Consider the following 18,397-nt stretch of genomic DNA (forward strand, 5'->3'; position numbering starts at 1 on the left):
AACACTAGACTAGGCCGAGTGTCGACGTCACCCGCCCCGGACGGCCGCGCCCTCGCCGCAGCGGTCGGTACCCGCATCCGCACGCTGCGCACCCGCGCGGGCGTCGGCCTGACCACGCTCGCCGCCGACAGCGGCCTCGGCAAGGGAACGCTGTCGGAACTGGAAAACGGCCGCCGCAACCCGACGCTGGACACGCTGTTCGCTATCGCCACAGCGCTGTCGATCCCGTTGAGCGACTTGCTCTTCGGCGACGACGGGGTAGCCGAAGCCCACGGCGACAGCGTGGCCGCGACCCTGCTCGGCCGATGGGAGGACGCGGACGGCGTGACCGAGGTGTACCGGCTGACGATCCATGAGCGGGTTCAGGTGTCGCATCCGCACAGCCCTGGAGTGCGGGAGGTGCTGACGGTGCTCACCGGGACAGCGGAGGTGGGGCCGGTCGACGCGCCGGTGACGGTTTCCGCGGCGGGGACGCATACGTTTATCGCGGAAACGGACCATGTTTATCGCGGAATCGGCGGGCCGGCCACTGCGGTGCTGACGATGCGGTATCCGCGTTAGCGGACGAGGAGCCCGTTGGCAGTGCCGGGTTCACCACCGGTGAGATCGCCGGTTTCCCTCATCACGACCGCGCGGTGAAACGCGTCGAGCGCGCGGAGAAAATAGTTTTCGGCGAACGGCTCATCGCATCGAACTGATCGAGAAACTCCCGCGCATCCGGGATGCGCCCGGATCGCTTGGCCGCCGCCATCGCGCTCGCGGACTCGATCCGGGTCAGCTCATTGGCGAGAACCCGGTTCCCGCAGGTCGCGCAACTCAGCATGCTCAGGCTCACCGGCGAAGAACACCCCGGCGACCAGCCGAGCGCCTCACTGCACGACGCGCCTCATCCAGCCGAACGCCGCTCCAGTTCGTCAAGGCCGACCGGCTCCCGTTCAGGCTCGAAGGTGATCAGCTTGCCCTCCGCGAGCAGCCGAGCCTTCCATGCCTCCAGCGTCGCTCAGCCTCGGCCCCGGCCTTCAGCCGAGCGTGCAGCTCGTCGTCGACGCGAGTGATCAATCGCAGACAAAAGCCGCCCCGAAACGCATTCCGGGGCGGCTTCAGCGTCAGCGATCAGTAACGATAGTGCTCCGACTTGAACGGGCCCTCGACGTCCACGTCGATGTATTCCGCCTGTTCCTTCGAAAGCTTCGTCAGCTCGCCGCCCAGCGCCTCAAGGTGGATCCGCGCGACCTTTTCGTCCAGCTTCTTCGGAAGCCGGTAGACCTCCTTGTCGTACTCCTCGGTCTTGGTGAAGAGTTCGACCTGCGCGATGACCTGGTTCGCGAAGCTGTTCGACATCACGAAGCTCGGGTGCCCGGTCGCGTTGCCCAGGTTCAGCAGCCGGCCCTCGGAAAGCACGAGAATGCTCTTGCCGTCCGGGAACACCCACTCGTCGACCTGCGGCTTGATGTTCACGCGCCGCACGCCGGGGTAACGGGCGAGGCCGGCCATGTCGAGTTCGTTGTCGAAGTGGCCGATGTTGCCGACAATCGCCTGGTGCTTCATCCGCGCCATGTGCTCGACCATCACCACGTTCTTGTTGCCGGTGGTGGTCACGTAGATGTCGCCCTCGTCCAGCACTGTTTCCAGGCGCTTGACCTCGTAGCCGTCCATCATCGCCTGCAGCGCGCAGATCGGGTCGATCTCGGTGATGATCACCCGGGCGCCCTGACCGCGCAGCGATTCCGCGGCGCCCTTGCCGACGTCGCCGTAGCCGCAGACCACCGCGACCTTGCCGCCGATCAGCACGTCGGTGCCGCGGTTGATGCCGTCGATCAGCGAGTGGCGGATGCCGTAGCGGTTGTCGAACTTCGACTTCGTCACCGAGTCGTTGACGTTGATCGCCGGGAACAGCAGCTCGCCCGCGGCCGCCAGCTGGTACAGCCGCAGCACGCCGGTGGTGGTCTCCTCGGTGACGCCCTTGACGCTCTGCCCGATGGCGGTCCACTTGCCCTTGTCCGCCGCGAGCGACGCGCGCAGCAGCTCCAGGAAGACCTTCCACTCCTCGGGGTCCTCGTCCTCGGCGGACGGAACCACGCCTGCCTTCTCGTACTCGGTGCCCTTGTGCACCAGCATGGTGGCGTCGCCGCCGTCGTCGAGGATCATGTTCGGGCCTTCGCCCTCCCACGTGAGCATCCGCTCAGTACACCACCAGTACTCTTCGAGCGTTTCGCCCTTCCACGCGAACACCGGGACGCCCTTGGGCTCCTCGGGCGTGCCGTGCGGTCCGACGACGACCGCGGCCGCGGCGTGGTCCTGGGTGGAGAAAATGTTGCACGAAGCCCAGCGCACCTCAGCGCCGAGCGCCACCAGCGTCTCGATCAGCACCGCGGTCTGCACGGTCATGTGCAGCGAACCGGCGATTCGCGCCCCGCGCAGCGGGTAGACCTCAGCGTATTCACGACGCAGCGCCATCAGGCCGGGCATCTCGTGCTCGGCGAGCCGGATCTCCTTCCGGCCGAACTCGGCGGCCTCGAGATCGGCGACGGCGAATTCGATGCCGCCCCGGGTGTCGTGCCGCTTGACAACGCTTTCGGGGGTCATAGTGCGGTTCCTCCAAGGTTTGATGGCACCTGAACAGTACCGTTGTCGGCTCGACCCTGACTCGAACGGATGAGGAGAGAATCACCGTGCCCGCCCCGCTCCCCGGCCCTGACACCCGCATCGTCGAAATGAGGGTGTCCGGACTCGTGGGCACGAGCGGCGAGACGCTCCTCGACACGGTCCAGACCGTCGACGTCGCCGGCGACGAACTCGGCCGCGTGGTGCGCCCGGCCGACCGGCTGCGGCGCCCGGCTCCCGGTCCGGTGGTACCCGCGCTCGGCCGGTCGATCCCGCGCACCGTCGAAGGCTACCTGTGGAGCGGCATGACCTCCGGCGGCGTCGCGAAGGCCGCCTGGGCGCTGCTGTTCCCGTTCTCGCTGGCGAACGTCGCGTTCTGGATGCTGCCGCCGGTCCACCGCGGCCGCTGGCTCGGCGGCCTGTGCCGCGGCCTGCTGCGGATCGCCTCGGTGCTGCTCACCATGCTGCTGGTCAGCCAGGTCGCGGCCGCGGTACTGGACCTCGTCGCCGCCCAATGCCTCGCCCCCGGACGCGCCTGCCTCACCTGGGTGACCCCGGAGCTGCGCGAGGGACCGCTGCGGATCGGCATCGGCGTAGCGCTGCTCTTGGCCCTGGTCTACGCCCTGCACCGGATCTCGGCGACGAACTGGCGCGTCCGCCCGCCCGGACATCCCGGCCGCAAAGGCGTCCCGATGCGGTTGCGCGCCGATCCGGAAGCGCCCGGAATGTCCGCGACGCACGCCGTTGCCGCACTCGCCTGCATCGCCTTGCTTTTGCTGGGCGGACCATTCCACGTGCCCACGAAAATCCCGCAATTGATCGCGTGGATTTGCACCCTCGCCCTGGTCCTCGCGGTTTTGCTCGGCGGCGCGATCGGCAGCGACACCGGCGCCATCGCACGCCGAAGCTTGCTCACCTTCGCGACGCTGCTGGTCATCTACGCCACCGTGCTGGCCGCGCCAGTCGACAACCGGTTGCCCGGCGTCGACAACACCGTCGAAGGACTCGGCGGCTCTCTGCTCGTGGTGACCGTGCTGTTCGCACTCGCGCTGATCCCGTCGGCGCTGCTGGCCCGCCCCGCCTGGCGCGACCGCCCGCGCCGGCTCCGCCCGTGGCTGGGCGGCTGGGCAGCGGCCCCGGTACTCGCCCTCGCGGGCCTCCTCGGCGGCGGTTTCGGCGCCGGACTGGCGATCGCTGTCCGAAAACTGCTCCGCGAGGAAAACCTGGCCCTGCCCACGACATACGACCTGGTCACCGTCCTGTGGGGCGGCGGACTCGGCCTGATGGCCCTGCTCGCCATCGCCGGGTACGCCATCGCCGTCCCCCTGCGCCGCCGCCGACGCGGCATCCCGCCCATCGTCGAACTGATGGAACACGACGAACAACAGGAACAAGACGCCGCCCGAGCCTGGGCACGCTCGGCCTGGGAACGCCGCCACCTGCACCATCTGGCCGTGATCGTCGCACTGGGTCTCTGCGTCGGCGCGATCGCACTGCTGGTCGTACGCTTCGGCTTCACCCTGCAACCAGGCTGGTTCACCACCGTCTCGGCGATCGGCGTATTCGCGCTAGGCGCGCTGGCCGCCGGTCTGCTGCGAGTGGTCTACTCCGCGGCACGCTCCCCACAACGAAGCCGCCACCTGGGCGCGCTGGCGGATCTGGTCTCGTTCTGGCCGCGCGCCGCGCACCCCGGCGTACCCCCTTGCTACGCGCTCAAGGTCGTTCCCGAACTGGCCGCACGGGTCAAGGAACACCTCGCCGAACCCGGCACCCGAGTCGTCCTGTCCGGCCTGAACCTTGGCAGCATCCTCACCGTGCTCACCGCAGCTCAACTCAGCGCCGAACTCCCCCCGGACGAACGCGACCGACTCGGCCTCCTCACCGCGGGCTCCCCCTTGCAATGGGGCTACCAGCGCGCTTTCCCCGCAGTCCTGCCCCAGGACTCACTGGCCGACTTGTTCTCGTCGCTGGACGGCCGCTGGCGCGCACTGTGCCGAGGCACCGACATCTTCGGCGGCGGCGTAACCACCTGGCGCCACCAAACGAGCAACGGCCACCTGCTGGGCGAGGGCTACCTCCCCGAAGGCAAATGGGGCGCACTGGAAACCACCCCAGACGACGCGGGAGTCCTCATCCTCGGCGGCGACCATTGGGTCCCCGACCCCCTGCGAGCCCCCGACGGCCGCAGCCGCTGGGCCCCCGGAGTCCTCAAACACACCGAGTATTTGGCCGACCCGGAGTGGGACAACGCGGTCGCGATGGCCGCGGGCCTAGGCCGCCCCAAAACCCTGGGCGAACAAGGCTCCCTGTTCGGCGACCTCCCTCGCCCCCGCTAACTCCCCCGGGAGGTCCGTGAGGGCCACCCTCACAGCCGCTGATTCCCTCACGACCAGCCACCACCACCGCCGCCCGCCCGCTGAGAGCGCCCCACTCGCGAAACCGCGGCCGGTGCACCCACACCACCCCCGCGCTCCGATCCGGAGCCGCAATGCGGACGGCGGGTGCTTGTCAAGGCATCCTTCCCGCCTTGACAAGCACCCGCCGTCCGTCAGCACGATCGGGCTTCGGGGTGCCCCAAACCAGACCGGGCGCAATGTCGCGGCCAGGCGACGAGCCGAACCCCTACCGCGATCAGTTAGTCCCGCGACGACGCAGCTTCAGCAGCACCAGCAGACCGCCGCCGCCGACAATCAACACCCCGCCGACCCAAAACAGCCAAGCGTTGTCGAACCCGGTGTTAGCCAACCCGCCACCGGTCCCGTTCTGGTTCCCAGCAGGCACAACAGCCGGAGCACTAGTCGTAGTCGGCGCGACAGTCACACTGGACGGAGCCGAAGTGGGCGAAGCGGACGGCGCGGGGGAAGTCGGCTCAGACGGCGAAGTAGGCGTCTCGGAAACCGGCGGCTTAGTCGGCGCGGTCTTCACGCCACAGGCGAACCACCGATCGATCTTGGGCTGCGACCCGTCATGGTTGTGCGGCGCGACCAGGTCCTTCCAAGGCGCGACCTCGGGCAGCTTCTTCTTCCCCGGCACATAAACCGCGTGCCCGTCGTCGCCACCCACGACCACGATGGCCTCGACCGTGACCCCCTCGGCAGCCTCGGTGATCGTCAGCGTCTTCTCGCCGGCCCCGCCGGTGAACTTCACCTCACCCTGGTCCAGCGTCTTACCGCTGACCCCTTCGACCTTGCTGCAGTCAGTGATCTTCGTACCCGGAACCGGGTGCCCGCGGTCGTCGCCGGTGGTGCAAGCAAGCGCCGACGTCGCGGTGCCGAGCAGGGCAAGTCCAGCGACCGCGGCGACCGCGAACCCGGCGCGAAGTTTGGTGGGGATAGGCATGGAGTTACTCCTCGAAGGAAATTCCGAACGGGGGAAAGCGCATGCGGAAAACCACGACCCTCCGGAGGAACCCCGACCACTGTTCGCGCGAATTACCCGAGAGTGATTAACCCGTCAGAGGGAAGACGACGCGGAGAGTATCGCACTCGCAGTGGCCCGATCGCCCTGGGTTCGCGTCGCCGCCCGAACCGAAATCCGCGAGTTGCGCGCCCGTGCCCGCCCATGCGAAACGGCCCGCCGCCCACACTGGGCGACGGGCCGCTGAGCAGCGAAAACAGGTCAGTCGGCAACCGGCGGCGGTGGCTCGGAAACCGCCCCGCCCTGTTCGACGCCCGACTGCCGCTTCCCCAGCAGTGAATGCCGGCGGCTGTAGGCGAAGTAGATGACCACGCCGATCACCATCCAGGCGACGAACCGCAGCCAGGTCAGCACGGTCAGGTTCAGCATCAGCCACAGGCACGCCAGGATCGCCAGCGGCGCGATGACCCACACGCCCGGCACGCGGAACGCGCGGGTGAGGTCGGGGCGGGTCTTGCGCAGGATCAGCACGCCCGCGGACACGAGGATGAACGCGAACAGCGTGCCGACGTTGACCATTTCCTCAAGCTTGTCGGCCGGGAAGAACGTCGCGCCTGCCGCGACCAGGGCACCGACCACGAGCGTCGCGCGCTTCGGCGTCCCGCGATCGCTCGTCTTGGCCAGCGAACGCGGCATGAGACCGTCGCGGGACATCGCGAAGATGATCCGCACCTGGCCGAGCATCAGGACCATGACGACGGTGGTCAGCCCGGCCAGCGCACCGACGGAGATGACGTTCGCGGCCCAGTCGACGCCGTTCGCGGAGAACGCGGTGGCGAGCGTCTTGTGGCTGCCGTCGCCCGCCGAGGTCGACAGGTCGGTGTAGGGCACCATGCCGACGACCACGAGCGACACCGCGACGTACAGGACGGTCACGATCGCCAGCGAGCCGAAAATGCCGCGCGGCACGGCCTTCTGCGGGTTGCGGGTCTCCTCCGCGGTGGTCGCGACGATGTCGAAGCCGATGAACGCGAAGAACACGATCGACGCGCCGGCCAGCAGGCCGAAGATGCCGAAGGAGCTGCTGCCGCCGCCGGCGAGGAGCGAGAACAGCGACTGGTCGACGCCGCTTTCGCCGGCGCCCGCCGGTTTGCCCTCGGGAATGAAAGGCGTGTAGTTGCTCGACTTGATGTAGAAAATGCCGAGGATGACCACGAACAGCACGACGGCGACCTTGATGCCGGTGATCACCATCGAGAACCGCGACGACAGCTTCGTGCCGATCACCAGCAGCGTCACCAGGACCACCACCACGATCAGCGCGCCCCAGTCGAAACCGAATCCGCCGCCGAGATCGATCGACGTCTTGGTGCCCTTGCCGAAGATGTACTCCAGCACCGTCTGCAGATAAGACGACCAGCCCTTGGCGACCGCGGCGGCGCCGACAGCCAGCTCCAGGATCAGGTCCCAGCCGATGATCCACGCCATGAACTCGCCGAAGGTGGCGTAGGAGAACGTGTACGCGCTGCCCGCGACCGGGACGGTGGAAGCGAATTCGGCGTAGCACAACGCGGCGAGCGCACAGGCGATCGCCGCGATCACGAACGCGACGGACACCGACGGACCGGCGAAGTCCCCTGCCGTGCGCGCGGTGAGCGTGAAGATGCCAGCACCGATGACCACCGCGACGCCGAAGACCGTGAGGTCCCACGCGCCCAGGTTCCTGCGGAGTTTCGTCTCCGGTTCATCGGTGTCCGAAATGGACTGCTCGATTGACTTAGTGCGCCACAACCCAGTGCCGGGCAACGTTGACCTCCTGCGGTGACCTTCGTGGGGACCGGGCGCCACCCTAGCCTGTCAGTTGGGCGCCAGCTGTCCGGACAGTCAGCGCGCCTCGCGGTCGAGGTCGGGCTCCAGGTAAATCAGTGTCGCGACGGGAACCTTCGCGCGCACACGGGCCTCGGCGTCGTCGATCGCGCCGGCGACCGCGGCGGTGTCGAGACCGGGCACGAGCGCGAGCTTCGCGGCGATCAGCAGCTCGTCCGGGCCGAGGTACTGGGTGCGGATGTGGATGACGCGCTCGACCTTGCCCGCGGCCAGCTCGTCCACGATGGTCGCGAGATCGGTTTCGGTCGCGCCCTCACCGATCAGCAGGCTCTTCATCTCGACGATCAGGATGATCGCGATGACGCCGAGCAGCACCCCGATGAAGACCGTGCCGATGCCGTCGAACACCGGGTTTCCGGTCAGCACCGACAGCCCGACGCCGAGCAACGCGAACACGAGGCCGAGCAGCGCGCCGGAATCCTCCAGCAGCACGACCGGCAGCTCGGGTTCCTTGGCCTGGCGGATGAACCGCCACCAGCTCGCATTGCCCTTGATCTTGCGCGATTCGCCCATCGCGGTGCGGAAGCTGTAGCCCTCAAGGCAGATCGCGACGAGCAGAATGACCACCGCGACGACCGGCGTCTCCAGCGGCTGCGGCTCGATGATCTTGTGAATGCCCTCGTAGAGCGCGAACGCCGCGCCGAGGGTGAAGAGCATGAGCGCGACGATGAACGAGTAGAAGTACCGCTCGCGGCCGAACCCGAACGGATGCTCCCGGGTGGCGCGCCGCTTCGAGGTCTTCTGCCCGAGCAGCAGCAACCCCTGGTTCGACGTGTCGGCCAGCGAGTGCACCGCCTCCGCCAGCATCGACGACGACCCGGTGACCAGGAAGCCGGCGAACTTGGCCACCGCGATCCCGGCATTGGCGGCGAGCGCCGCGATGATCGCCTTGGTTCCCCCGCCAGCTGACACTTCCCGCTCCCTGCTCCGCGCCCGAATTGCCCGGTGGGAGCCTAGAGGAGCCTTGGCGGCGGGGAGCGCGGGGCCGTCACCCTGTTTGCCCGTTCTCCCCCACGTATCCGATCAGATACCTCTGCGGTGGTATCCTATCGGATACCTGGCGGCCGCGAGGAGGGCGACGATGCGCACAGCCGAACTGCTCACGACAGCACGCAGGGCAGCGGAGCTGAGCCAGCAGGAGCTGGCCCAGCGAGCAGGTACTTCGCGCCCCACCTTGTCCGCGTACGAGAGGGGCAAGAAGTCGCCCACTGTCGACACGGTCATCCGCCTGCTCGCCGGGGCGGGCTTCACGCTTGCCCTTGAGCCGCAGTTCCTTTTCCACGAACACACGACCAGCGGCCGTTCGATTTCAGTACCCGCCAGCTTGCCCCGGCTGCCCCTCGCGAAAGCCTTCGCGACGGTTGTCCTGCCGATCGAACTCGACTGGGCAGAACCGGAACGCCGCTTCGACCTCGCCGCACGCGCGGAACGGGCCAGGGTCTACGAGATCGTGCTGAGGGAAGGAGCGAGCGAACACATCGCGGAATACATCGATGGCGCACTGCTGGTCGACCTGTGGGACGAACTGGTCCTGCCGCGGGGTGTGCGGGCTGCCTGGGCTCCGCTCATCGAGAGCGTCCGGCCGGCAACTACGTCGTGACCGCGCCAGTGGGGGGGGCGGCGCTGCTGGCGCAACAGTCGAGGGCCGGCCGACGCAGGATCTCGACTTCTTCGCAAGCCCAGAGCACGGTGGTCGCACTTTTCGACCGTGCCGAAGCACGCGACTTCACCGACGTCTACGGGCTGTCCGCCACTTACTCAACAGGATCAGGGCTTCGATACCTCGGTGTTCGCGCAGATGCTCGGCTTCCTGTCCCGCTTCGGAAATCGGGAGCTGCCCCTCGCCCTCGACGAGGTCCCTGCGCTGCGCCGCTGAACGTCTGAAGTCAGATCACAGCTCGCAGGCCCCGGCTGTAGCCCGAAACAGCTGCGACCGCTCCCCGCCCCACGGCCGTACCCGCACCGCAGGATCCGCGGCAGGCAGCCACACCGACTGCCCCCGCCGCAATTCCACCTGTTCCCCGTCCGAAGCGAGCACCAGAAGATCTCCCTCGGTGCACAACAGGATCTGCGGCCCAGCCGAGTCGACCTCGATCTCGGCGTCGTCCCCCGCCGGCCATTCCATTCGGGACAGTTCGAATTCCGGGGCGTCGGTGTGGTACACCGCCATCCGCTGGCCGGCGCATTCTCCGTGCTGCACCGGCATTTCCCCGCACGCGAAGTCGACCACGCGCAGCAGTTCCGGCACGTCCACGTGCTTCGGGGTGAGGCCGCAGCGCAGGATGTTGTCCGAGTTCGCCAGGATCTCCACCGCGGTGCCGTGCAGGTACAGGTGCAGGTTTCCGGCAGGCAGGTAGATCGCCTCGCCCGCGCGCAGGGTCAGGCGGTTGAGCAGCAGCGCGGCCAGCACGCCGGCGTCGCGCGGGTGGGTCTCGCCCAGTTCCAGGATCGTGCGGCATTCGGTCGCGAACTCGCCGTGGTCCTGGACGTGCCGGACGCACGCGTCGAGCACCTCCGGCAGCAGTTCGTCCAGTGCGGACTGCGGCAGCGTGATCCAGGTGGTGAACAGCGCACGCAGGCCCGCCGGATCCGGTTGGGCTTCCAGCAGGCCGGTGTACTTGCCCAGCCCGGGCGTCTCGATCGCCTTCAGCAGCTTGACCGTGCGGTTCGGGTCGCGGAACCCGGCGAGCGCGTGGAACTCCGTCAGCGCGCAGACCAGCTCCGGCTTCGCCGTGGGGTCCGGGTAATTCCGGTTCGCGGCGTCGCGCGGGATGCCCAGCTTCTCCTCGCGGGCGTGTCCCTCGGCCGCCTGCGCCGCCGACGGATGCGCCTGCATCGACAGCGGTTCTTCCGCGGCGAGGATCTTCAGCAGGAACGGCAGCCGGTTGCCCCAGCGCCGCGCGCAATCCTCGCCGAGCTGGCCGACCGGATCGGCGTCGACGAGTTCGAGCAGGCTCAGTTCGGCGCCGTCCGGGCCGAGCACGTGCGACGGGTCCCCTGGGTGCGCTCCCATCCACAGCTCGGCCTCGGGGTGCGGCGCCGGCACCGGGCGTCCCTGCAACTGCGGGATCGCCGTTCGCGATCCCCAGGCGTAGGGCCGTACGGCGTTGCGCAACAGCTCCACTGTCAACTCCCCATCCTTCCCGTCGGCACTGGGCCGACGCACGCGGCGGCGGAACCGCCTGCCCGCGTTCCCCCCTGCTCCCTCAGGCGGAGGCCGGTTCGTATCTCCCGGCCCCGCCGATGCTGCCCGCCGCCAGCCCCAGGTACACCGCGGCCAGCTCGAACCGCAGCGCCAGCACCGCGGCGCGGACGATCTCGTCGGCCTCGATCTCCTCGGCTGGCGCGATCAGGTCCGCACCCGGCAGGAACTCCTCGGCTTGGTACCGGGCCGCCTCGGCGGCCGGGCCGGTCCGCACCGACAGCAGCAGCACCCGCGTCGCGACGCCACCGGCGGAGTCGTCCGGGTCGGCGAAAATGTCTCGTTCCACGCCGTTCGATTGTGCGACGCGGCGCAACGCCGGGCGGGCCAGCGCCTGCCGGTAGTCCTCCACGTCGCACACCAGCGCGGCGTGCGCGGCGAACGCGTGCGCCGCGTGCTCGCCGACCGCCACCGCGACCGGGTCGAGCCCCCACAGCAGCGGCACCCGGTCCGCGACCCGCAGCGCGAGCGCCTTCGCCGGGTTGGCGAACGACTCGCGGGCCAGGTAGTCCTTCTCCGCTTCGAGGTCGAGCTGGTCGGCGAGCGCCTGCACGTCCGCGACCAGCAGGCCAAGCGCGTTCGCGGTGAGCAGCCCGGCGGCCAGCCCGCGCGGGAACGCCAGCTCCGGCGGCACCGGCACGCGCGGCACGAGCAGCACGCCCTTGCCCGCCACCGACGCCGCGACCGGCCCCTCCGCGGGCCCGGACAGCACCACCGACGCACCGAACCGGGCGGCGCGCTCCAGCGAAGCGGCCAGCTCGCGGTCGCCCGCGTCGTCGGTGTGCGCGAACACCACGTCGAGCGCGCCGATCCAGGCCGGAACCGATTCGGTCACCACGACCGGCACCGGGCACGACGGCGTGAGCAGCGCGGCCAGCAGCCGGGTGAGCGTGCGGCTCACCCCCGGCCGGTCGATGAGCACCAGCGAACGCGGCCGCCCGACGTCCAGCCGTTCGCTCAGCTCCAGTTCGGCCGCCGCCTCGGCGGTGGCCCGCACCTGCGCGCCCGCCATCGCGGCAGCGCGCAGCAACCCCGCGCGGTCGGCGTCGGCCAGCCGCGCGGAGTCGTCGAGCAGGGAATCGTCAAGCATGGTCAAGCACTGTCGCCATGGTCAGCGGCCGAACCGGGCAGCGTCGCCTCGTCGAGCAGCAGCACCGGGATGCCGTCGCGCACCGGGTACACCCGGCCGCATTCGGTGCAGGTCAGCGCTTCGGCCTCGGCGTCGTCCGGCGTGCCGGGACGCAGCGGCGCGTGATCCGGTGACGGGCACGCGAGGATCTCCAGCAGCTGTGCGTCAAGCGTGATGGCCATAGTTCCTCCATACCACGCGTCGTTGGGGTGTTGAGGGCGCCTTCCGGACACAATCCGGCGCCAGCCGGTCAGGCCCGGACAATGGCCAGCACCTCGGCGGTGAGCGCCTCGACCGCGGCCCGGTCGGCGGCCTCCACGTTGAGCCGCAGCAGCGGTTCGGTGTTGGAGGGGCGCAGGTTGAACCACGCGCCGCCGGGCAGCTGCACGGTGAGCCCGTCCAGCTCGTCGATCTCGACGCCGGACTTGCCCGCGTACGCGTCCTTCACCGCGAGCATCCGCGCGACCTGGTCGCCGACCGTCGAGTTGATCTCGCCGGACGCCGCGTAGCGCGAGAAGTCCTGGGTGAGCGTGGACAGCGGCCCGTTCTGCTCGCCGAGCGCGGCGAGCACGTGCAGCGCGGCCAGCATGCCGGTGTCGGCGCGCCAGAAGTCGCGGAAGTAGTAGTGCGCGGAGTGCTCGCCGCCGAAAATCGCCCCGGTACGGGCCATCTCGGCCTTGATGAAGGAGTGCCCGACCCGCGTGCGCACCGGCTTGCCGCCGTGCTCGGCGACGATCTCCGGCACGCCCTTCGACGTGATCAGGTTGTGGATCACCGTTCCGCCCGGCTCCTTGGCCAGCTCGCGCACCGCGACCAGCGCGGTGATCGCGCTCGGCGAGACCGGCTCGCCGCGCTCGTCGACGACGAAGCAGCGGTCCGCGTCGCCGTCGAATGCCAGCCCGGCGTCCGCGCCGACCTCGCGCACCTTGGCTTGCAGGTCGACGATGTTGGCCGGGTCGAGCGGGTTGGCCTCGTGGTTCGGGAAGGTGCCGTCGAGCTCGAAGTACATCGGCACGATCTCGATCGGCAGTCCCTCGAACACGGTCGGGACGGTGTGCCCGCCCATGCCGTTGCCCGCGTCGACCACGACCTTGAGCAGCCGCGAGCCGGAGAGGTCGACGAGGTTGCGCAGGTAAGCGGCGTAGTCGCTGAGGACATCGCGCTCGGAGACGGTGCCGCGCTGGCCTTCGAAGGCGGGAACGCCCTGCTCGACGGTGTCGCGGATCTCCGCGAGGCCGGTGTCCTGCCCGACCGGCGAGGCTCCGGCGCGGCACATCTTGATGCCGTTGTACTTCGCGGGGTTGTGGCTCGCGGTGAACATCGCGCCGGGCAGGTTGAGCGAGCCGGAGGCGAAGTAGAGCTGGTCGGTGCTGGCCAGGCCGATCGTCACCACGTCGAGGCCCTGGGAGGTCACCCCGTCGGCGAACGCCGCGGACAGCTCCGGCGACGAATCGCGCATGTCGTGGCCGATCACCACGGCCGGTGCCTCGGGTTTGATGAGCAGCGCGAACGCGGCCCCGAAGTCCCGGACGAGGGCGGCGTCGAGCTGTTCGCCGACCACGCCGCGAATGTCGTAGGCCTTCACGATGCCCGAAAGGTCTGGCACGCCTTCTCCCCGCCGCTAGTTCCGTGGCGACGCCACTCGCGCCGCGGGCGAAAGCCTACCGGTCGGGAGGATGGCTCAGGCGCGCCCCGGGAGGACGCGCAGATGGCCGCGCCTGCCGGAGGGCCCTTCGGGCTCGGGCTGCACGGACGGGACGTCAGAGCGACCGGCCTCGCGAACCGCCTCGGCCAGCGCGGTCAGCTCGTCGGCGGACTGCTCCGGAGCCGCGAAGGCCCCCTCGTGGCGGACGACTTCCCAGCCCTTCGGGACGGTCAGCCGCAGCGCGTGGGCCTCGCAGAGGTCGTAGGAATGCGGTTCGGAAGCGGTGGCCAGCGGTCCGACGACCGCGGTCGAGTCCTGGTAGGCATACGTGAGCGTGGCGACAGCGGGTTCGAGGCAACCCGTTCGCGAACATTTCCGTACGCTCCGCACGATCGGAAACGATAGCGCGTCGCCGCAAGTGAAGTACCGGCGACACGCGCGTTGTCCTGGCGACCGCATAGACTTGGACGGTGGCGACGGCTCGTGACTACCGACAACGGCAGCGAATGCGACGGGACCGGCACGGCCGGGGCCTGCGCGGGACGCTCTATCCAGCGTCCCTGCCCGCAGCAGCGAGCCGCGCGGAGCGCTTCGACGCGCTGGTGCTGGACGCCCTGGAGCCCATCGAGGCCCGCTGGCGACACGAACTGACGAAACTGGACGTAGCGGTAGACGACGTCCCCGAAGTCCGCATGGACGGCCGAGCCCCCGCAGACGGAGTGCTGCACGACGGCGCAGTCCCCCTGTCCCGCCTGGTCCCAGCCGGCGTCGACCGAACCGGCCTGCCCACCCGAGCCCGCATCGTGCTCTACCGCCGCCCCTTGGAAGCACGCGCCAAAGACCCGGCGGAACTGGCAGACCTGGTCCACGACGTCCTGGTAGAGCAAGTCGCAGGCTACCTAGGCGTAGAACCAGACGTCATCGAAGGCGACTGACACACCACCGTCTGTGAGGGCCACCACCAGCCCCACCCCAACCGCAGCCAGCGCACCCAACAGTCGAGGCACCCAGGCCCTCCCCCGCACCCCGATACGAAGCCCCCCTGCACACTCAAGCTTCGGGGTGCCCCACGCAACCCCCAAAGGCAATGTCGCCGCCAGGCGACGAGCCCGTCACTCCCGCCGCCGAGACGGAATAGCCGTCAACGCCGTGAACAACACCGCCGCCAGTTGCACCAGCAGCAACAACCCCCGCTCAGTCCCCGGAAACGTCACCGACACCTCCGAAGACCGAGGCGGCACCGACACCGCGACTTGATGCCCCCAAGCAGGCACGATCGGCACAGCCTTCCCGTCAACGCTCGCCTGCCACCCGGCCTCCTGCTCAGCCGCCAGCACCAGCAACCGCCCCGTCGGCCCCTCCGACGCCCGCACCCGCACCTCCGGCAACCGCGCGGCCACCGGCGAAATCCCCGGATTGGTCCCCGGCGCACCCCCGCCGGTAACAGCCTGCTTAGCCAACTCCGGCGAGATCAACGCGACCTCCCCGGACTTGGGCAGCAACCGCAACGCAGGACGCCCGTCCGAAGTCGGAGCCGCCACCGCGGCGAGATCACTAGCCGCCGCGGCGAAAGCCCGCGCATCCGTCCCAGCAGGCAGCACCACGTACTGAACCCCAGCCGCCGCAGCAGCCGCGAACACCCGCTTGAGCGCCGCGACATCCCCCTGCCCCAGCCCACGCCGCCACTCAGCCAGCCGCTCCGGCGTCCCCTTGACCGGCGCGAGCTCATCATCGCCGAAGAGCGCCAACCGCCCCCCGGTCTGCCGAACCTGCCCGGCACTCACGTCAAGCACCGCCCGCCCAGTAGCCGCGACATCCGCCGCCACCTCAGGAGCGAGCTGCGGCCGCGCCGCTGCCGTCAACGGCCCCTCGGGACCAGTCGCGACCGCCCCGGCAGCCAACGCAGCCACCACCACGACCCCAGCAACCGCCAGCACCTTCGGCAACCAGACGGCGGGCACCGCCGGACCGCCCCGCTGCCAAGTGGCCAGCACCGCCCACAACAACCCGGCACCGACCACCAGCAACGGCACCCCGGCGTACCCAGACGCAGGCGCCCCGCCCTGCATCGGCGTCAACTGCACCTGCCGCACCAACACCACGCCGATCAGGCCGAGCACCGCGAGCGCCAGCCCGCCAACGACCTGCTTCCGCGGCCGAACCACGAGCGCGACAAGCGTCGCCGCGAGCACCACCACCCCGATCGGCCACGCCCCCGGCCCGCCCGGCGTAAGCCCGGCAAGATCCGTAGCCGACGCAGGTGCGGCCGGACCGCCGAGACCTTGCAGCAGCAGTTCCGGATGCCGCAGCAGCACAGTCGGCCACGGCAGCAACAGCACCAGCGGCAGCAGCACCACGATCCCGACCGACGCCACCCGCCGAGCCAGCCCGGACGGCGCAGGCAACACCACGAACCCGACCAGCAGCCCGACCAGCGCGAGCCCGTGCGCGAGCGGCGAGAACGCCCCAAGCAACGCGACCCCGAACGCCGACAGCGCCGAGACGTGCAACCAGCGCGTACCCGGCCGGGTCAGCAACCGGACGATGCCCGCCACCACAAGCGGCAGCACAAGATGGACCACAACCACATCAAGCCGCCCCTGCGCGACCGACGCAGTCGCGGCAGGCAGCAACGCGTACGTCGCGGCAACAGCAGCGCGCACCCAGCGGCGCACAGCGAGCTTGCGAGTGGCGACGTACGCACTGAGCGCGGCAAGCGGGATGTCGCCGATCAGCAGGATCGCCACGAGCGCGGCCGGACCGCCGATCGGAGCGAAGATCGCGCCGATCGTGCCGAGCACCGGCAGCGTCGCGGGAGCGGGCGCACCGGTGCCGCCGGCCACCGAATGCCACGGCGACAGGTACGTCGACCAGATCTCGCCGAGCCCGCCGACCGGCAGCAGCTGGCCGCCCCACAGGTCGAGACCGAGCCGTCCGCGGTTGAGCGCCAAAGCCAGCGCGGTGAGCAGAACGACCAGCACCACTGGCGGCGCGAAGACGGTCGCGGCGAGCACGCGTCGCCGGTTGACCTCCACGAACACCAGATCCGGTTCCGGCGCGGCCGGTTCCGGACGGGGCGACGGCGACGGCTGGGCCGCGGTCTCCCCGGCCGGTTCGGTGTCCTCTTCGGACACCGGCGCTTCCGGCAACGTGACTGCGACGACCGTGCCCGGCCGACGCAGTCCTCGGCCGCGAGTGCTCAGCCCGCGCAGCGCACCGGCGGGCAAGGCGTCCGGACCGACCGGACGCGCGCCGGACGCGGCGAGCGCCTCCGGCGGAATCCACGCCGACTCCTGCTCGACGCTGTCCGGCACCGTCCCGAGTGCTACATCGCTCTGTACCCCGCGCCGGACGAGTCCAACCACTCCGGCGCTGATCGCGTTGCGCAGCCGCGCGATCCGGCTCGTGAAGAGCCCGCGGACGGTGCCCGGCCGCGGCTGCTCGCGCCGCCGCGCACGGGCCGCGCGGAGATTCCCCTTGCCGCCGCACAGGTATCCGAGCGCGGCCAGTTCCGCGCCGGCTTCGGTGGTGCGCCGCAGCACGAAGAACACGAATGCGCGCAGCACCAGCATGACCGGCAACCGGACGAGACCGAACCAGAACGACGGGGTCGAGCAGTTCACGAGAAAGACGCGGACGCCGTGCGAACGGTTCAGCGCGGCCAGCGGACGACCGGCGGCGTCCGGGGTGCGCTGCCCGGTGGACACGGCGCGAGCGTGCCGGACGCGCGCGGAGGGCACCGACAGCACGAGCGAGCCCGCCGCGTTGGCGCGCCAGCCGAAGTCGAGATCCTCGCGCAGCAACGGGAAGTCCTCGTCGTAGCCGCCGAGGGCGTCCCAGAGTTCCCGCTGCACCAACGATCCGGCGCTCGGGACGGCGAGGACCTCGCTGGGTTCGCCGTCCGGCGCGGCCATCTGCTGGCGGTGCCCGGAGGCGTCGGTGGACAGCCCCGCTTCGACGATCAACCGCGGATCGGCCCAGTCGATGCCGAGCGGCCCGAGCACCTTCGCGGACGGGTTTTCCTCCGCGGCGCGGACGAGCTGGTCGAGGCAGTCGGGTTCGGGGGCGCAGTCGTCGTGCAGCACCCACAGCCACGTTCCCGGGTCGCCCCACCGTTCCACCGCGTGCGCGACGCCCGCGGCGACCGCCTCCGCGAATCCGGTTTCACTCGTCAGAGTGACAACTCCGGACAGCACGGGTTCCTCGGCGGCCGCGCCCGGCTGCGCTGCGTCGGCGAGCAGTTTCGGGGTACGGTCGGTTGATCCGGTGTCCACGGCGAGCACGTGCCGCGGGCGGACTGTGCTGCGCCGCAACGCGGAAAGCGCCAGCGGCAGCCATTCTTCGCCGTCGTGACAGACCACAATGGCCAGAACGGGCAACGTCCGCACAGCGGGCGGAACGACGGTGCGAGGCAAGAACGGCTCCTGCTCGGACGGGACGATGGGTGCGGTCACCCTACGGCCTGCGCCGACGCGCGGGCACCGGCCCACGCCGCGCGTCCGGCGGATCCCACCGCGTGGACGAACCGAGCGCGAGAGAAATTCCGCGAGCGCCGAACCGGCTCGCTCAAGCG

16 protein-coding genes are annotated in these 18,397 nt (G+C 69.9%); 5 read left to right on the forward strand and 11 right to left on the reverse strand.

All coding sequences use genetic code 11. The features are described 5' to 3' along the window. Window positions 1-18 precede the first annotated feature (18 nt). Window positions 19-561 carry a helix-turn-helix domain-containing protein gene (locus BM362_RS13180; RefSeq protein WP_093573269.1) on the forward strand — a complete coding sequence of 181 codons (543 nt, stop codon included), beginning with the start codon at window positions 19-21 and terminating at the stop codon, window positions 559-561. Between the two features lie 61 nt (window positions 562-622). Here BM362_RS13180 and BM362_RS13185 read toward each other — a convergent pair whose 3' ends face one another. Both BM362_RS13185 and ahcY read right to left on the reverse strand, forming a co-directional pair. Continuing rightward, window positions 623-835, reverse strand: coding sequence for a hypothetical protein (locus BM362_RS13185; protein WP_067576004.1), 213 nt, complete (start codon window positions 833-835; stop codon window positions 623-625). A gap of 278 nt (window positions 836-1,113) precedes the next feature. Continuing rightward, window positions 1,114-2,586: an adenosylhomocysteinase gene (gene ahcY, locus BM362_RS13190; protein ID WP_067576002.1), complete on the reverse strand. Its 1,473-nt coding sequence runs from the start codon at window positions 2,584-2,586 to the stop codon at window positions 1,114-1,116. Between the two features lie 128 nt (window positions 2,587-2,714). Between ahcY and BM362_RS13195 the strand changes: the two genes are divergently transcribed. Continuing rightward, the gene (locus BM362_RS13195; protein ID WP_093573440.1) at window positions 2,715-4,940 is read left to right on the forward strand and encodes a hypothetical protein; all 2,226 of its coding nucleotides are present in this window, start codon (window positions 2,715-2,717) and stop codon (window positions 4,938-4,940) included. Window positions 4,941-5,235: 295 nt separating this feature from the next. Here the strand turns inward: BM362_RS13195 and BM362_RS13200 are convergent, their stop codons facing one another. From BM362_RS13200 to BM362_RS13210, 3 genes are all read right to left on the reverse strand, one after another. After that, window positions 5,236-5,943 (reverse strand): LPXTG cell wall anchor domain-containing protein, encoded by a 708-nt coding sequence (locus tag BM362_RS13200; RefSeq protein ID WP_067575999.1) that lies wholly within the window; start codon window positions 5,941-5,943, stop codon window positions 5,236-5,238. Window positions 5,944-6,222: 279 nt separating this feature from the next. Beyond that, the gene (locus BM362_RS13205) at window positions 6,223-7,767 is read right to left on the reverse strand and encodes an amino acid permease (RefSeq protein ID WP_093573270.1); all 1,545 of its coding nucleotides are present in this window, start codon (window positions 7,765-7,767) and stop codon (window positions 6,223-6,225) included. Window positions 7,768-7,845: 78 nt separating this feature from the next. Beyond that, entirely contained in the window at window positions 7,846-8,760 is a 915-nt protein-coding gene (locus tag BM362_RS13210; protein WP_093573271.1) for a cation diffusion facilitator family transporter, read from the reverse strand. Window positions 8,761-8,929: 169 nt separating this feature from the next. Between BM362_RS13210 and BM362_RS13215 the strand changes: the two genes are divergently transcribed. Beyond that, entirely contained in the window at window positions 8,930-9,448 is a 519-nt protein-coding gene (locus BM362_RS13215) for a helix-turn-helix domain-containing protein (RefSeq protein ID WP_093573272.1), read from the forward strand. A gap of 108 nt (window positions 9,449-9,556) precedes the next feature. Further along, window positions 9,557-9,724 carry a hypothetical protein gene (locus BM362_RS47385; protein ID WP_157904808.1) on the forward strand — a complete coding sequence of 56 codons (168 nt, stop codon included), beginning with the start codon at window positions 9,557-9,559 and terminating at the stop codon, window positions 9,722-9,724. 15 nt (window positions 9,725-9,739) lie between these two features. On the opposite strand, the gene manA is transcribed toward BM362_RS47385, so the two are convergent. The 5 genes from manA to BM362_RS13240 all read right to left on the reverse strand — a co-directional run bounded on the left by manA (window position 9,740) and on the right by BM362_RS13240 (window position 14,214). Beyond that, window positions 9,740-10,972, reverse strand: coding sequence for a mannose-6-phosphate isomerase, class I (gene manA / locus BM362_RS13220; protein ID WP_093573273.1), 1,233 nt, complete (start codon window positions 10,970-10,972; stop codon window positions 9,740-9,742). Window positions 10,973-11,054: 82 nt separating this feature from the next. Then, window positions 11,055-12,140, reverse strand: a complete 1,086-nt coding sequence (locus BM362_RS13225; RefSeq protein WP_067575989.1) for a hypothetical protein — start codon at window positions 12,138-12,140, stop codon at window positions 11,055-11,057. 2 nt (window positions 12,141-12,142) lie between these two features. Next, complete coding sequence (locus tag BM362_RS13230) at window positions 12,143-12,361, reverse strand: Trm112 family protein (RefSeq protein ID WP_093573274.1); 219 nt, start codon at window positions 12,359-12,361, stop codon at window positions 12,143-12,145. A gap of 68 nt (window positions 12,362-12,429) precedes the next feature. Then, window positions 12,430-13,785 (reverse strand): phosphomannomutase/phosphoglucomutase, encoded by a 1,356-nt coding sequence (locus BM362_RS13235; protein ID WP_093573275.1) that lies wholly within the window; start codon window positions 13,783-13,785, stop codon window positions 12,430-12,432. A gap of 75 nt (window positions 13,786-13,860) precedes the next feature. Continuing rightward, on the reverse strand, window positions 13,861-14,214 hold the full coding sequence (locus BM362_RS13240; protein WP_067575983.1) for a DUF3499 domain-containing protein: 354 nt from the start codon (window positions 14,212-14,214) through the stop codon (window positions 13,861-13,863). A 116-nt stretch (window positions 14,215-14,330) separates the two neighbouring features. Here BM362_RS13240 and BM362_RS13245 point away from each other — a divergent pair, with 116 nt between their 5' ends. Further along, window positions 14,331-14,759: a metallopeptidase family protein gene (locus BM362_RS13245; protein ID WP_067575981.1), complete on the forward strand. Its 429-nt coding sequence runs from the start codon at window positions 14,331-14,333 to the stop codon at window positions 14,757-14,759. Between the two features lie 177 nt (window positions 14,760-14,936). On the opposite strand, the gene BM362_RS13250 is transcribed toward BM362_RS13245, so the two are convergent. After that, on the reverse strand, window positions 14,937-18,239 hold the full coding sequence (locus tag BM362_RS13250; RefSeq protein WP_093573441.1) for a glycosyltransferase family 2 protein: 3,303 nt from the start codon (window positions 18,237-18,239) through the stop codon (window positions 14,937-14,939). Between the last annotated feature and the right edge of the window lie 158 nt (window positions 18,240-18,397).

The organism is Amycolatopsis rubida (assembly GCF_900115345.1).
GTDB lineage: Bacteria > Actinomycetota > Actinomycetes > Mycobacteriales > Pseudonocardiaceae > Amycolatopsis > Amycolatopsis rubida.